This is a genomic window from Marinococcus sp. LNHM4E3-1 (genome assembly GCF_056034405.1).
Genome location: NZ_JBQLID010000002.1, coordinates 202,175 through 216,943, shown reverse-complemented (window position 1 = coordinate 216,943; position 14,769 = coordinate 202,175). Strand labels below are relative to the sequence as shown.

At 47.0% G+C, this 14,769-nt stretch carries 14 protein-coding genes; all 14 read right to left on the bottom strand.

All coding sequences use genetic code 11. From position 1 onward, the window contains the following. A complete protein-coding gene (locus tag ACTRXI_RS03185) occupies positions 1-1,041 on the bottom strand; it encodes a TRAP transporter substrate-binding protein (RefSeq protein WP_474261042.1) in 1,041 nt (346 codons plus the stop codon). A gap of 190 nt (positions 1,042-1,231) precedes the next feature. Then, complete coding sequence (locus tag ACTRXI_RS03180) at positions 1,232-2,260, bottom strand: aldose epimerase family protein (protein WP_474261041.1); 1,029 nt, start codon at positions 2,258-2,260, stop codon at positions 1,232-1,234. A 28-nt stretch (positions 2,261-2,288) separates the two neighbouring features. Continuing rightward, a complete protein-coding gene (locus ACTRXI_RS03175; protein ID WP_474261040.1) occupies positions 2,289-3,479 on the bottom strand; it encodes a Gfo/Idh/MocA family protein in 1,191 nt (396 codons plus the stop codon). Between the two features lie 16 nt (positions 3,480-3,495). Continuing rightward, a complete protein-coding gene (locus tag ACTRXI_RS03170; protein WP_474261039.1) occupies positions 3,496-4,575 on the bottom strand; it encodes a Gfo/Idh/MocA family protein in 1,080 nt (359 codons plus the stop codon). A 71-nt stretch (positions 4,576-4,646) separates the two neighbouring features. Next, entirely contained in the window at positions 4,647-5,465 is an 819-nt protein-coding gene (locus ACTRXI_RS03165; protein ID WP_474261038.1) for a sugar phosphate isomerase/epimerase family protein, read from the bottom strand. After that, a complete protein-coding gene (locus ACTRXI_RS03160) occupies positions 5,465-6,649 on the bottom strand; it encodes a dihydrodipicolinate synthase family protein (protein WP_474261037.1) in 1,185 nt (394 codons plus the stop codon). The genes ACTRXI_RS03165 and ACTRXI_RS03160 overlap by 1 nt, the downstream gene beginning before the upstream one ends. 13 nt (positions 6,650-6,662) lie before the next feature. Continuing rightward, positions 6,663-7,814 (bottom strand): Gfo/Idh/MocA family protein, encoded by a 1,152-nt coding sequence (locus ACTRXI_RS03155; RefSeq protein ID WP_474261036.1) that lies wholly within the window; start codon positions 7,812-7,814, stop codon positions 6,663-6,665. A 109-nt stretch (positions 7,815-7,923) separates the two neighbouring features. Then, positions 7,924-8,745 carry a helix-turn-helix domain-containing protein gene (locus tag ACTRXI_RS03150; RefSeq protein WP_474261035.1) on the bottom strand — a complete coding sequence of 274 codons (822 nt, stop codon included), beginning with the start codon at positions 8,743-8,745 and terminating at the stop codon, positions 7,924-7,926. Positions 8,746-9,086: 341 nt separating this feature from the next. Beyond that, complete coding sequence (locus ACTRXI_RS03145) at positions 9,087-10,355, bottom strand: TRAP transporter large permease (protein ID WP_474261034.1); 1,269 nt, start codon at positions 10,353-10,355, stop codon at positions 9,087-9,089. Beyond that, on the bottom strand, positions 10,352-10,867 hold the full coding sequence (locus ACTRXI_RS03140) for a TRAP transporter small permease (protein ID WP_474261033.1): 516 nt from the start codon (positions 10,865-10,867) through the stop codon (positions 10,352-10,354). Before ACTRXI_RS03140 ends, ACTRXI_RS03145 begins: the two co-directional genes overlap by 4 nt. 70 nt (positions 10,868-10,937) lie before the next feature. Next, positions 10,938-11,996, bottom strand: coding sequence for a TRAP transporter substrate-binding protein (locus tag ACTRXI_RS03135; protein WP_474261032.1), 1,059 nt, complete (start codon positions 11,994-11,996; stop codon positions 10,938-10,940). Positions 11,997-12,193: 197 nt separating this feature from the next. After that, a complete protein-coding gene (locus ACTRXI_RS03130; RefSeq protein ID WP_474261031.1) occupies positions 12,194-12,568 on the bottom strand; it encodes a PH domain-containing protein in 375 nt (124 codons plus the stop codon). Between the two features lie 60 nt (positions 12,569-12,628). Then, positions 12,629-13,855, bottom strand: a complete 1,227-nt coding sequence (locus tag ACTRXI_RS03125; protein ID WP_474261143.1) for an ABC transporter permease — start codon at positions 13,853-13,855, stop codon at positions 12,629-12,631. After that, a complete protein-coding gene (locus ACTRXI_RS03120; protein WP_474261030.1) occupies positions 13,848-14,741 on the bottom strand; it encodes an ABC transporter ATP-binding protein in 894 nt (297 codons plus the stop codon). Before ACTRXI_RS03120 ends, ACTRXI_RS03125 begins: the two co-directional genes overlap by 8 nt. Positions 14,742-14,769: the final 28 nt, after the last annotated feature.

Below are 14,769 nucleotides of genomic sequence, written 5' to 3'. Positions count from 1 at the left end.
TTATTCTTCCATTGCTTCAATTTCACTGATCACGTTATCAACGTCCGGATTTTCCGATCGTCGTTCCTCAATAAGAGGCTCCACCTTTTCCCGGAATGGTTCCTGATCAGGATAAGAGAACTCCACGCCCATTTCCTCTTCCGCCTGCTGCATGCTTTCTTCAATCATGTCATCCCAGCGTTCGTTGTGCGTTTCCGTCGTTTCCTCCCCGGCTTCCTGAATGGCCGTACGTTCTTCCTCGCTTAACTCCTGCCATGTCTCATCACTCATAATGAGAAAGTCTGGTATACGTGTATGCTCATCAAACGAAAACTGTTTTGCCACTTCACCGTGATTGGCGTCGGTCAGGGCAATCGGACTGCTTTCTGCTCCGTCGATGACCCCTTGCTGCAGGGAAGTGTAAACTTCAGTTGCTGCTAATGGTGTCGGTGACGCACCGAGCATTTCCATCGTTTCAATCGAAGTAACGTTCGTCATCGTCCGGATTTTCAGCCCCTGGAGGTCCTCCGGGCTTTCTACTTTCGTATTCCGCGTATAAAAGCTCCGTGCCCCTGCATCGTAATAAGTGATGCCGCGAAGCTGGGCTTCCGATAAATCATTGTACATTTCATCAATTGTATCCGTTTCCATAAATGAGCGGAATTGTTCGTTACTCGAAAATATATACGGCAGACTGAAAACAGAGAACTGCTGATCAAAGCTTTCGACGACCCCACCGTTCACCTTGGCGAAATCAATCACTCCGTTCTGCACCAGCTCCATTACCTTCGTTTCCCCGCCAAGAACGCCCTCTGCGTAAATATCCACCTGTACGCTTCCGTCAGTCTTTTCTTCCACTTTATCGGCAAAGTCTTCAAGGCTTTGGTATACAGGACTTGCATCGTTGTGAATGTGTGCAAGTGTTAATGTTTGTGTTTCTTCTGCATTCGCTTCTGTTGCTTCTGAGGAATTACTTCCACTTCCACCGCAGCCCGCGAGTGTCAGCAGTGCCGAAGAAGTTAATGCTATCGTTCCGGCCCGTGCCCATTTCCACTTTTTCATATAAGAAACCCCTTTCTATTTTGTCAGCAAGGAAACATCTGATCTCTACTGCTTTGTTATTATTTTAAGCGCTTTCAAACTATAAGTCTTATTAAATTAAGAAATTCACTCCCGATTTCAGAACAAAACAAAGTAAGTATGCTTAAATTCATTAAAAAACAACTCTATTAGAGTTGTTTTTTCTTGGCTATTATATGTGCAATCGAAAGGTCGTAGAACTTTGAAATTGTTTTTCTGCCTTCAGATATGCAGTCGGTTTTACTAAATGAGCAAAATCCACCGGCAGCTGCTGGGTCTCGATGCAAATCCCGCGGTGCTTTTCTTTAGGTCCCGCTTCAAAATCCTGTTCAGGCACGTTGTTTGATGTATACACGACAGCTCCAGGGGCGCTTGTAATAATATCAAGCCGCCGTCCTGAAGCCTCATCCCATAGGCTTGCCTGCGGTTCTTTTTCTTCTTTGAGAATGAAGAAATGGTCAATGCCACCAGCTACATCACGCACCTGCTCATGGGAGCTGTCGATATGTTCGCCAAGCGGCTTACTTCCGTTTAGTTCAAAGGGCGTTCCTGCCGTTGGCAGCAGTTCCCCTGTAGGAATCAGCTCACTGTCAAGCTCCAGCACATCCGATGCGTGAACCTCAGCATACTGTTCTGTGACCGGAAGCTTGTTATTTCCACTCAGATTTATGTACATATGCTGGGTCGGACTGAACCAGGTATCGGTATCTGACTCTCCCTCGTATTCGACGGTAAAATCGCCGCCGGCCTCCACAGTATATGTGACAGATGCTTTCACGTTCCCGGGGTAGCCATCGGTGCCGTCTGTTCTGCTAATCGAAAGACGCACCCATGCCTGCTGTTCATTTTCGCCGGTGTCTGCTTCCCAGTAAACATTGCCAAAGCCGCCGTCTCCTCCGTGCAGATGATGCCTGCCTTCATTTCTAGTCAGGGCGTGCTTTCTGTCCGCTGCAGTCATCTGCCCTTCCTTGACGCGTCCGGCAACCGGACCGACGACTGCGCCAAGAAAAATACTGTCCCGCTCGTACTGTTCCGGTCCTGCATAGCTGAGCAGAATATTTTCTTCGATGCCGTTACGGTCCTTCGCCCATATCCGTTGAATTCTTGCTCCGAAGTTCAGCAATTCGACCCGTGGGCTTTTTCCTTTTTGGATTATCCATTTCCGCATTTTCTGGTGCTCTAGCTCTTCTTCCTGAATCATGCTTTTGTCCCCCTTATATAATGCATATTCAATACGGATAGCGGATGGGGTTAATGCTCATCATTTTCTTTCCCCGTGCCCAGGAGGCTGGAGTTTCCCCTGGAAGCTTCCGCTCAGCGTAGCAGGTTTCAAGCACCTCTGCGAGTCCCGGAACATACGTTAAACCGAGGGAGACGTCTACCTGTTTATCCTCCTCCGCAAATGCATAGCTTTCCGGAAATGCCTGATGCACGCTTTCGATGGTCAGCAGATGAGAGTAAGAGGCTTCCAGACCGCAGCGGATATCCTGGGAATCCCCAAGCACCGCATCGATACACACATCAAGTTTATGCATATGCTCACTCTCAGGATCATTATAGCTTTTTTCTGCCCCGCTGTGCCACAATGCTTTCATCGGGCTGCCCCATTCATAGGAAACTACCGCCTCCTCAAACTCCATATAAAAAGAGGGGTTCACTTCTTTTTCAACCGCATGTGAAGCGAAGAATGTCAGATCTACATCTTCATCAGTTACCGCCCGTAGTGCACAAGTATCAAATGTCTCAATCGGGTTGGCACGGTACACTTCCATCTCCAGCGTGTTTATTTTTGCGCTTTCGTTTTTCGTAATCCCAAGCACGTAAAATAAATTGTGCATAAAGTGAGCTGTCGCGTTATTTGCCACGCTGTCAAAAATCGGGGCGCCGCCTCCGCCAAGCTTTTTCCCCGCCCAGCTGGAGCGGCCGTAATAGGCATCGTTCCGCGGCCAGAGCACCAGGGCGCTTCCGTGCAGCGGCCGGCCGAATTTACCCGTCTGAATATCTTCCTTGAACTCGAGCACAGCGTCACTAAACGACCAGTTAAAGCCGACTGCTAAAAATTTTCCGGTTTCGTCGCGCACCCGGCGCATTTCTTCCGCTTCCTCCCAAGACGCCGACGCCGGTTTTTCGCAGAGCACGTGACTTCCCGCCCTCATTGCTGTCACTGCCTGGCCGGCATGAAGATGAATAGGTGTCGCAATTACTGCCAGTTCAGCTTCCTTTTCGGCGTAAAAAGCCTCAAGTGATTCATACACCGGGATGCCTGCTGCCTGAATATCCGGATAAAAGGAGCTGTTTTCCGGAAAAATGTCGACCACGCCTACGAGCCAGGAAAGGCGGTTTTGTTCTTTTAATGTCTGCAAATATAATTCCCCGTATCCTGCTGTTCCTGCCAGGACAATCCGGCATGACTGTTTCATTTTTACCACTCTCCTGCTACCGCTTAATCTGTACTGCCTGCTTTTGTGCCTTCAGGCTTAGCTCCGCCGCTTTAAACGCATGTTCCTGCGGCATGGCTGTAGCTGTTCCGCGCACAACGTCCTTTGCCAGCCGGAAAAAGTAAGGAAATCCCACTTTTCCTTCTACATCGTATTTTCTTTCACCGCCCTGATTAACCAGGTACAGCCGCTCGCCACGCGAGCTGTCTGTAAGGTCCACGTATTTTCTGAGCTCTATATACCCTTCTGTGCCCAGAATAATTGTCCGTCCATCCCCCCAGTTGCTCAGGCCGTCCGGGGTAAACCAGTCCACTCGAAAATAGTGTACCGCTCCGTTATCTCCCCGGAAATGGGCGTCGCCGTAATCCTCAAATTCCGGATGCTCCGGGTGCGCCATATTCGCTGCTGTACTGCTGAGCACCTCTGCGTCACGGGCACCGCTAAACCAGAGAAACTGTTCAATTTGGTGGCTCCCAATGTCGCATACAATGCCTCCGGTCGGCTCTTTCTGAAAAAACCATTCCGGGCGTGAATTTATATTCAGCCGGTGCGGCCCAGTGCCAAGTACCTGAATGACTTTCCCGATCGCCCCACTTTCAATCAGCTGTTCGGCAAAGCCGGCGCATTCCACCTGCAGCCGTTCGCTGTAAAAAACGGCCCAGTTTAGCCCTGTGGCTTTCGTTTTCTCCTCCGCCTGCTGCAGCTGTTCGAGGGTCGTAAACGGGGCCTTAGCGGAAAAGTAATGTTTGCCGTGATCCATCACCTTGAGGCCAAACGGTCCTCTTTCTGCAGGAATGGCGGCGCTTGCCACCAGATGCACCTCCCCGTCCTCCAGAATCTGTGAAAGTGATTCTGCAATTTTGACTTCCGGAAAACTCTGTTGAAATACACGTACCTTTTCCGGGTCATTGTCCCAGACCCATTTGATTTCCGCACCAGCGCTTTTCATTCCATGGCACATGGCATAAATATGACCGTGCTCAAGACCAGCAGCGGCCATCGTCAACGCTCCTTCTTCCACAGCACTCTCTTCGTGGTGCATCGGCTCAAAATTCGTGTGTTCAGACGGCTTCGACATTAAAATATCTCTCCTTCTACGCTGTAACATACGACAATAGCGGCAAGCCTTACGGCCCCGCTATTATCGGTTTAAACATAGATATGATAAGCTTCTTTCATCTGCTTTAAGGTTTGCTCCCCGGGCTGGTCCCAGATGGCCTGATTAATAATTTCCACTTCTATCGGTCCATTGTAGCCCTGTTTTTCAACCGCCTTGCGGATGCGTGGAATATCAATGACGCCTTCCCCCATCATACTGCGGCCCTTGAACATATCCGGCAGTGGCACACTCCAGTCCGACACGTGAAAGCCCAAAATAGTTTCACCGGCGCGTTCAATTTCACCGTACAAAAATGGATCCCACCAGACGTGGAATACGTCTACGACGACGCCAAGATGGCTGCTGCCCACCTGCCGTTGCAGCTGATTGGCCTCGCCAAGGGTAGTAATTACCGAACGGTCTGCCGCATACATAGGATGGAGCGGTTCAATACCAAGCTTTACCCCGTACTGCTCTGCAACTGGAAGGACTGCTTCAATTCCTTCGCGCACCCATTCCCTGCTCTGGATAAGATCTTTATCCGGAGAGGGCCCGCATACGAGAACCAATACGTCAGTTCCGAGTTCGGCAGCCTCTTCCACCGCCCGTTTATTGTCATCGATGCGCCGACTGCGTTCTTCCTTATCAGCGGCTGGAAACATTCCACCCCGGCAAACGCTTGAGACCTGCAGGCCATTGGCGTCGATAATTTTTTTACTTTCCTTTAAGCCTATTTCCTGTATTTTGTGCCGCCATACGGAAATCCAGGGGATGTCCTGGCTGGCGCATCCTTCGGCGGCCTCCTTCAGCGACCAGTTTTCCGTAGTGATCTGATTCAGGCTTAGACGATTCATATCAGGAGATGCCATTATTTATAAACCTCCTTTGCCTGAAGCCCGGCAAGCTCAAGTACCGGCTTCATGCGTGCTGCAGCAAGCTCCGGATCCCGGAAGACCCTGGCTTCGTCGGCCAGGCGGAATAATTCGCTGAAATGAAACACGGAGCGGGCACTTTCAGCACCGGCAATCATACGGAAGTGCGGCTGATGGCCATTCAAATAAGCCAGGAACACCACGCCGGTTTTATACGCAAATGTCGGGTGCTGAAAAATGTGACGGGCAAGCGGAACAGTCGGATCCATAATTTCGTGATATTTCTTCATATTACCTGCATCGAGTTCCTTCAGTGCAGACGCTGCTGCCGGGGCGATCGCATCAAAAATACCAAGCAGCGCATGGCTGTATCCCTGCTCGTCTCCTTCAATCAGACTCGGATAATTAAAGTCATCACCAGTATACATTCTAACGCTTTCCGGCAGCCTCCGACGCATCTCGATTTCTTTTTGATCATCCAGAAGCGAAATTTTGATGCCTTCGATTTTGTCTGCATGCGTATGAAGCACACGCAAGCACACTTCCATTGCTTCATCGACATTGTCTGAGCCCCAGTAGCCAGCAAGATTCGGATCAAACATATCTCCGAGCCAGTGCAATATTACCGGTTCCTTTACCTGCCCCAGAATTTTACCGTAGACGTATTCATAATCCTCTGCTGACGAGGCCGCTCTGGCAAGAGCCCGGCTGGCCATCATAATAATTTTGCTTCCGGCCTGCTCCACAAAGGAGCACTGCTCTTCGTATGCTTTCACCACGTCGTCAATGGTAACATCCGGCCCGGGCTCCAGATGATCGGTTCCGGCTCCGCTGGCCATGTTCCCGCCCACACTCTTAGCTTCCCGGACCGAGCGGGTGATCAGTTCTTTAGCGTCTTCCCAGACCAGACCCATGCCCCTTTGAGCGGTGTCCATCGCTTCTGCCACCGATAGACCGAGAGACCAAAGGTAATGGCGGTATTCCATCGTTTTATCCCAGTCAATTGCAGGATGGCGGACCGGATCGCTGCTTCCAAACGGATCCGCTGTTACGTGCACGGCGGAGTAAGCTACTCTGGAAGTGAATTCGTTTTTCGAAGGAGCCGACAGCGCTTCTGTCTGCCTCAATTCATACCGATACGTACTACCGTCTGCCTTCGGTAAATAAATATAGTTAGTCATCAGCTGCGCCTCCTTATATATTCAGCTCCGGTACATCCAGCCAGCGTCGCTCTTGAGATGACTGCAGGCCAAGATCGGCCAGCTGCATCCCTTTCGCTCCTTCAAGAAGATCCCACGGGAAAGCTTCGTCCTGATGAACGTGCTTTAAAAACATTTCCCACTGGATTTTAAACGCATTTTCAAACAGCTGGTTGTCCGGTACTTCTTCCCACTGATTCTGAAAATCGATCGTGTTTTCAAGGTCAGGATTCCATACAGGCTTTGGTGTATTCACCCGGTGCTGGGTCTTACAGTTTCTAAGACCGGCTACAGCGCTGCCTTCGGTCCCATCCACCTGAATTGTCAGCAGGTCATCACGGTCGACCCGCACTGCCCACGAGGAGTTGATTTGAGCTGTGATGCCGCCTTCAAGCTCCATCGTTGCATAGGCAGCGTCATCCGCCGTTGCTTTATACGTATTACCTTCCTCATCCACACGCTCCGGAATATGCGTTTTAACCGAAGCAGAAACCGATTGTACCGAGCCGAATAATTCATCAAGCACGTAGCGCCAGTGCGGGAACATGTCTACTACGATACCGCCGTCTTCTTCTTTTTTATAGTTCCAGGACGGGCGCTGGGACTCCTGCCAGCCGCCTTCAAATACCCAGTAGCCGAACTCCATGCGGACCGAGAGTATTTCCCCGAAAAATCCGGAATCGATCAGCCTTTTCAGCTTCAATACGCCCGGCAGAAAGAGCTTGTCCTGCACGACCCCGTTTTTAACTCCTGCTTCTTTAGCCAGACGAGCCAATTCAAGTGCACCTTCCATCGAAGTGGCTGTCGGTTTTTCACAGTAAATGTGTTTGCCGGCCTCAATCGCCCGTTTAATGCCTTCAGCACGTCTGGAAGTCGTCTGCGAATCAAAGTAAATAACATTATGTTCGTCTGCAAGTGCTTCATCCAGGCTGGTCGTCCATCGTGCAATACCATGCTCTTCCGCAAGCGCTTTCAATTTTTCTTCGTTTCTGCCTACTAAAATAGGGTCCGGCATGATGTATTCACCCTTATCAATCTCGACGCCTCCCTGTGCGCGGATAGCTGCAATCGAGCGGATAAGGTGCTGCCTCGTCCCCATTCTTCCGGTTACCCCGTTCATAATAATCCCAATAGTATGTTCTGCCATCTTGATCCTGCTCCTCTCTTAACTGATTACTACCCAGTCTAGAGAGAAATGTATGCGCTGTCTTATTAGTTGCAGACGTTCATTCTCAGATTCGGAAATGATTTAATCTTTATGAAGAAGTGTTTTTGCGATTTTTTTGTGTCGCCCTATACATATTCGGCGGGACGCCAACATGTTTTTTGAATAAACGATAGAACGTGGATAACGATTCGAACCCTACTTCAAAGCAGATTGATACTATGTCTTTATCGCTTTCCACAAGCAGCTGTTTGACCAGTCCGAGGCGGACCTCGGTCAAATACTGCATTGGTGTCCGTTCGTAGTATTCTTTGAAAATTGTCTGCATATACCGCTTACTCATTCCCATACGTAAAGCTATATCTTCCGCGCTTTCAATATCATAATAACGAGTCTCAATATATTGTCGAAGACGATCAACCCTCAGTTTATTCGTATCCCCCGGCCCATCTTCCTGATTGGAGCGGGCAAGCGTGCATAGGAGTTCAGCAATATGGATTTTAAGCGCCATCTGCCATAGCTGATCGCCGTGCGACTGCTCGTAAAGCATTTTTCGCATAATCTGCCGGAGCTCACTGCTGTCAATAGCGCTGAAGGACTGCACGCGGGCCTTCCCAAAAACGCTTGGAATCAGCTGCATACGCACGTCCTGGCTGAGTCCCCCGGCATCGAATTCGAGCACTAGCACTGTCATATGTGAATCCGCCCGGATAGAATGTTTTATACGCGGAGGAATAATAAGAAAGGAATCTGCTGTAATATCATATACCTCTCCATCCAGTTCACAAGCGCCATCACCATCGAGTACGTATAAAAGTTGATATGTTTCATGAGCATGAGTAGCGACCGTGTCTTTTTCTTTGTGCTTACTTTCATATAATGAAATTACTGCGTCTTTGTTTCCATTTTGCACACTTATCCCCATCCTATAAATTAATTAAGGAATAACATTTTACCTATATACTTTTTATCATATCACAACGATTCCAAGCTTGACCCTTTCATTCTTTCACAGTTTAAGCTTTAACTATTTAATTTACTTATTTTACACTAATAATTGAATTATGCATTTTCAAAACAAAAAACTTACTTGTATTAAAATTTTATAAAATCCGATTTTAATTATTTTAGAAAGAATTCACAAAGTTTTATCGTTTAAATAGCGCTCAATTTTAAGCATAAAAATACACCCTCACTGCTATAGTCAATCTAGCAGCCAGGGTGTAAAGATTACTTTTATTTTAGACTTTATACTCAATCGTATATAAGTGAAGGTAAATATGTCGACATTCCTGGCGTGAAGGTAATTACAAGCAACGCTATTATCATTACTATAATAAAAGGAAAAGTTCCATTTATAACAGTAGTAAGCGGCGTTTTTCCTACTCCAGCTGCCACGAATAAATTTAACCCAAAAGGTGGCGTAAGCATGCCGATCGCCAAATTAACGATCATTATGATACCAAAGTGAACGGGGTCTACTCCCAATTCCATTACTATCGGAAGGAAAAGTGGAGCCATTATAAGCACAGCTGCACTTGGGTCCATAAACATACCTACAATTAACAACACAGCAATAATAATTAACATAAGCATGATAGGATTTGAAGCAAAATTAAGTGCTTGGCTTGCAATTTGGTTAGGAATTTGTTCTATTGTCAGATACCAGCTGAAAACTTGGGCGCTTGCTATTACCAGCATTACCATTGAAGCAGTAATAACCGAACGTCTTGTAACCTGAAACAAAACGCGGATATTAAGTTCTCTGTATACAAAAAATCCTATAGCCATACTGTATACAATTGCCACTGCAGCTGCTTCGGTGGGGGTGAAAACTCCAAAGTATATGCCCCCGAGTACAATGATAGGCATGATTAGTCCCCAGAAAGCATCTATCGAAGCTTTTGCCACTTCTTTAAATGGAGCACGAGCATCTGGCACATGACCTTGATATTTAGCTATGATAAAGCTTACAATAATTAACACAAATCCAATGAATATCCCGGGTATAACCCCAGCAATAAATAATTCACTAATCGATACTTCTGCTATCACTCCATATACAAGAAGCGTAATACTTGGAGGTATGATAATACCAAGTGAGCCTGCTGCACAAATCAATCCAACTGCAAATTTAGTAGAATAATTTGCTTCTTTTAGAGAAGGAATCATAATCCCGCCTACCGCAGCCACCGTAGCTGGACTGGAGCCGGAAAGAGCAGCAAAAAACATCGAAGAAATCACGCCCGCAATAGGCAGTCCCCCAGTGGTCCAACCTACAATCTTTCTGGCCATATTGATGAGCCGTTTCGAGGTTCCTCCAGAGAGCATTAAATCGCCGGCAAAGATAAAGAAAGGAATCGCCATTAGAGTAAATGAATCTAGACCAGCAAACATATTACGGGCCACATTATCAAGGGATCCCCCAGAATCAATAATGGCATAAATGCTTGTTAAACCCAGCGCAGCTGCAATCGGCGTGCTGAGAAGCAGAAGAACTACAAAGAGAATAATCCCGATCATTTCGCGTCCTCCTGCCTCTGTTCGACATTTGTCCATCCCTTATGCAAGCGCTTGCCATCCCACCATATGTTTTGAGAGAATCTAATAATCATCAAAGAAGCTCCGACCGGGATTGCTAAGTAAGGAATGTACATGGGAATCTGCAGTGCCGGAGTGTAATTCGAAAATTGTATTACATTTTGTATTGTTTGCACACCTGAAATTAAAATTAATACACAAAAAACTATAGCCATTAGTGAAGCTGCGATTTCTAAAATTTTTTTAGCACGGAAAGGGACATAAGAAGTCAATACATCTACTTTAGCATGCGCTCTTTCACGAACAGCCATGCTGCTTCCCACAAAAATAAACCAAATGATTAAATACCTGGCCATTTCCTCCGACCACATAATTGAATAATTAAACACATAACGCATTACTACTTGAATAAAAATAAGAGCAGTTGCTATTAAAAGTGAGAAGAAACCAAAATATTCTTCTAAATGGTTAAGAGCCTTGTTAATTTTATTCATGAATCGCCCACCCTCACACATGACTTCAATACGATTATGAAGGAGAGACAGATCTCTCCTTCACTTTTTATTATTCTTCGACAGCATCCAATATTTCTTCGCCGCCTTCTACGGTTTCTACGTATTCATCATAAACGCCTTCGCTGGCTTCAATGAATTCTTCTTTTTCTGATTCTGTTAATTCTGAAATTTCAATGTTTGCTTCTTCCAGCGTTTGGCTATATTCTTCCTCCAGCTTTTCTGACTGTTCCCACTGCCATTCGGTAGTTTCTTGAGCTACTTCTTCTACTGTCTTCTGTAAATCTTCAGGTAATTCCTGAAAATATTGCTCGCTGATTACAAGTGGATAACTCATGTAACCATGCGAACTATAAGTCATGTAATCCTGCACTTCATAAAATTTTTGCGAAACGATATTTGATAACGGATTTTCCTGTCCATCCACTGTGCCCTGCTGTAAAGCTGGGTATAATTCAGAAAAGTCTACCGAAGTACCACCGGCTCCCCAGGCTTCAAACTGCGATTCTAAGAGGGGACTCTGAGAAACCCTCATAGACAGCCCGTCCATATCATCCAAACTTTCAATTGGACGCCTTGAATTCGTGAAGTGTTTGAATCCACCATCCCAGTATCCAAGAGCCCTTAAATCTGCTTCCTTCAGAGATTCGTTTAGTTTGTCTGCTAACTCTCCGTTCACTTGAGCTTTCGCATCATCCCTATCTGAAAATAAGTACGGTAAATCAAATACTTGAAATTCTGGAGCAAAGGAAGGCAAAACTCCTGTGAATGGTGCGTTCATCTGTAAAGTACCTGATTGCATCTGCTCAATTATTTCCCGGTCGCTTCCGAGCTGGGAATCTGGATGAATTTCTACTGCCATCCGTCCATCAGTTTCTTCTTCAAGCAATTCGCCGAAATGCTCAGCAGCCTCGCCCTTCGCCGTAGATGGACTAACCACGTGTGCAAATTCAATTACATATTCTGCATCTTCACTGGAAGAATTCTCATTTTCATTTCCCTCACTTCCACTATTACCGTTGTCACCATTGCTTTCTTCACTGCTTAAGCCACAACCTCCTGCCACCAGCACTGTACTTAACACAATTGAACTCATCCACCACTTTTTCATTTTGTTGCCCCCCTATTTATATCCCGATTCAATTTAAACTTTATTTCTTGTATTCACCATAATCGAAGCGCTTACATTTTTCTTCTCAATTCAAGTTTTTTATTCTCATTTTCAGAATAAGAAAGATTAGAATAACTCTTCACAATTATATTTAAAATAAAAGTTCCAGAGAGCTTTATCCACTCCCTGGAACTTTTCTACAGCACGTACTTACTCAGTGCACGCTGGACATCGAAAATATTATCATCGTTTCGAAAGGTCTTGGCTACGGGCTCTGCAGTGCTGCCCACCCATATTTTTAATTCACTGTCCAAATCAAACGTGCCGGCAGTTTCTACGCTGTAGTGGGTGATGCTCCGGTAAGGAATCGTGTGGTATTCCACCTTTTTCCCGGTGACTCCCTGCTTGTCGATCATAATCAGACGTTTGTTTGTAAATACCATTAAATCCCGATACAGTTTAAAAGCACTTTCTACCTGTTCGCCTGCCGTTAACCATTCCCGAAGTTCTTCCTCCACCTTTTTTGAATCCGCTTCAGAGGCGTTTCCCATCAGTGCATCAAACAATCCCATAGTACGATCGTCTCCTTTTCCAGTATGCATAAGATGAATAGATGCTGCACCTTTAGTGTATCACTTTCTGCGGGCAAGTTCCCGTGCCTGCCTGACCCTTCTGCTAAATGAATCGCCGCTGTAAACGAGGACACTTCCACGGTAAAGACGAACGCTGAACCAGGCCGCCGCTGCCACCAGAGCAAGAGTGAGGCCGATGCTCAGGCCCATCTGCCACCACGGAACGTCTAACGCATTCGTTCTCACAAACATTGTAAACGGAGTGAAAAAAGGAATGAAGGAACTCGCAGTCACGAAAATATTCCCCGGAGCAGCGAGTCCGAAGTTTGACAGAACAAACGCCCCTACGAGCAGGAATGTCAGCGGCTGACTGAAGTTCTGGACTTCTTCCGTTTTGGCTTCCATCGACCCGACCATTGCGTACAGCGTTCCGTAAAGGACGATGCCAAGAAGCAGGAACACGGCGGCATATATCCATGTGGAAACAGCGGCTCCGCCAGCCGAGCTGATAAGCGAAGTGATATCATCGAGCCCGGCCGCGTTCACATAAATTACGGCTGTTACCGCCACGAGGGCCATTTGGAAAAGCCAGATGGCTGATACTCCGAATGCCCGGCCGAACAAATGCTGAACCGGCGACGCACTCGAAATAAGAATTTCCATCACGCGCTGCTCTTTATCCTTGGCAATCTGCATCGCAATCATAATTCCGCACATCAACGAATAAATGTAAATCACAAAAACGACTGCGTAGGAAAGAAGATTGAACCCTTCTTCGGAGGAGGGTTCCCCGCTTCCTCCGGCCCCATCTGTACTTTCTGCAATTTGCACAGGCGAGGTAATATTTTGGACCTCTTCCCCTGTAATACCGAGTTCATGTGCGTATTGAGAGACATGCGCCTGCTGGATGCCAGCGGAAAGGGCGTCAGTCGTTTCTCCCGTCTCTTCATCGGTATACAAATTTCCATTATATCTGTTTCCGCTGTTTTCAAAGATCAGGTAGCCGTCTGTTTCCCCGTTTTCCCATGCATTTTCTGCCTGTGCTTCCTGTTCATAAGGCAGAAGCTCTATACCAGCCGCTTCCCCCGGAACCTGAAGAGAGTCACTGTCATTGACGACAGCCAGGCTGCTGATATCAGCTTCCCCGTCTCCAAAAAAGTCGATAATTCTGGGCAGACTCAGGGCAATAAGCACAACAAAGAGCATAACCGCCGTTGATACAATAAATGATTTTGCCCCTGCCCGTACCCGGAATGTATGAGCAAAGATTCTCCACGTATTACGCATCGCTTTCACCTATTTTCTCTTTGAAAATCTCTTCGAGCGACGGGGGCTCCATCCGGAAGATGCGTACGTCTCCATATGTAAAAAGCTGCTGTAGAATATCCTGGGATCTTGCTTTTGTGTCCGTATAGATGTGCATTTTTTCCCCGGCGGCACGCACCTCTCGGACCCCTTCCCACATCCTGACCTCTTCCGGCGGGCAGGAAGCTTCAGCGACAATCCGGTTATGATCCATGCGTTCCTTGATTTCCCCGAGGCGTCCGCTCAAAACATCTCTGCCTTTTTTAAGCATAACGAGCTTGTCGCAGATCTCTTCCACGTGCTCCATGCGATGACTCGAAAAAATGATAGTTACTCCGTCCCGGCGCAGGTTCTGAATGGCTTCCTTTAAGATATCTGTATTCACCGGATCGAGCCCGCTGAACGGTTCATCAAGGATAAGAAAATCTGGGCGGTGGACGAGTGCAGCGATCAGTTGAATTTTTTGCTGATTGCCCTTCGAGAGCGTGTTTAATTTCTGTTTCTTTTCCTTTTCAAGCTCAAACACTTCGAGCCAGTATGCCATCGAAGTCTTTGCTTCCTTCTTATTCATGTTTTTCAGGCCAGCCAGAAACTGCAGCTGCTCCACCTGTTCTTCCGCAAACAACCCCCGCTCTTCCGGCAGGTAGCCGACCTGCTCAAGCGGCAGATGATGGACTTTTTTGCCATTCCATTCCATTGTTCCGTCTGTACGCTCCATCAGACCGAGCAGCATACGGAAAGTAGTCGTTTTTCCAGCTCCGTTCTGACCAATCAAACCGAGACTTTCTCCGGGCTGAATGGAAAAAGAAAGCTCATCAACAGCCTGCTTTTCTAAAAACCGCTTCGATAAATGATTTACTTCAAGCATATACGACCTCCTCCGGGGTATGAAAACT

What these genes read in the sequence shown, in the direction of transcription:
- ACTRXI_RS03155 (WP_474261036.1), bottom strand. Translation starts at nt 7,814, where the DNA reads ATGGCAGAACATACTATTGGGATTATTATGAACGGGGTAACCGGAAGA.
- ACTRXI_RS03145 (WP_474261034.1), bottom strand. Translation starts at nt 10,355, where the DNA reads ATGATCGGGATTATTCTCTTTGTAGTTCTTCTGCTTCTCAGCACGCCG.
- ACTRXI_RS03180 (WP_474261041.1), bottom strand. Translation starts at nt 2,260, where the DNA reads ATGATTCAGGAAGAAGAGCTAGAGCACCAGAAAATGCGGAAATGGATA.
- ACTRXI_RS03160 (WP_474261037.1), bottom strand. Translation starts at nt 6,649, where the DNA reads ATGACTAACTATATTTATTTACCGAAGGCAGACGGTAGTACGTATCGG.
- ACTRXI_RS03175 (WP_474261040.1), bottom strand. Translation starts at nt 3,479, where the DNA reads ATGAAACAGTCATGCCGGATTGTCCTGGCAGGAACAGCAGGATACGGG.
- ACTRXI_RS03140 (WP_474261033.1), bottom strand. Translation starts at nt 10,867, where the DNA reads ATGAATAAAATTAACAAGGCTCTTAACCATTTAGAAGAATATTTTGGT.
- ACTRXI_RS03130 (WP_474261031.1), bottom strand. Translation starts at nt 12,568, where the DNA reads ATGGGATTGTTTGATGCACTGATGGGAAACGCCTCTGAAGCGGATTCA.
- ACTRXI_RS03165 (WP_474261038.1), bottom strand. Translation starts at nt 5,465, where the DNA reads ATGGCATCTCCTGATATGAATCGTCTAAGCCTGAATCAGATCACTACG.
- ACTRXI_RS03120 (WP_474261030.1), bottom strand. Translation starts at nt 14,741, where the DNA reads ATGCTTGAAGTAAATCATTTATCGAAGCGGTTTTTAGAAAAGCAGGCT.
- ACTRXI_RS03125 (WP_474261143.1), bottom strand. Translation starts at nt 13,855, where the DNA reads ATGCGTAATACGTGGAGAATCTTTGCTCATACATTCCGGGTACGGGCA.
- ACTRXI_RS03170 (WP_474261039.1), bottom strand. Translation starts at nt 4,575, where the DNA reads ATGTCGAAGCCGTCTGAACACACGAATTTTGAGCCGATGCACCACGAA.
- ACTRXI_RS03135 (WP_474261032.1), bottom strand. Translation starts at nt 11,996, where the DNA reads ATGAAAAAGTGGTGGATGAGTTCAATTGTGTTAAGTACAGTGCTGGTG.
- ACTRXI_RS03185 (WP_474261042.1), bottom strand. Translation starts at nt 1,041, where the DNA reads ATGAAAAAGTGGAAATGGGCACGGGCCGGAACGATAGCATTAACTTCT.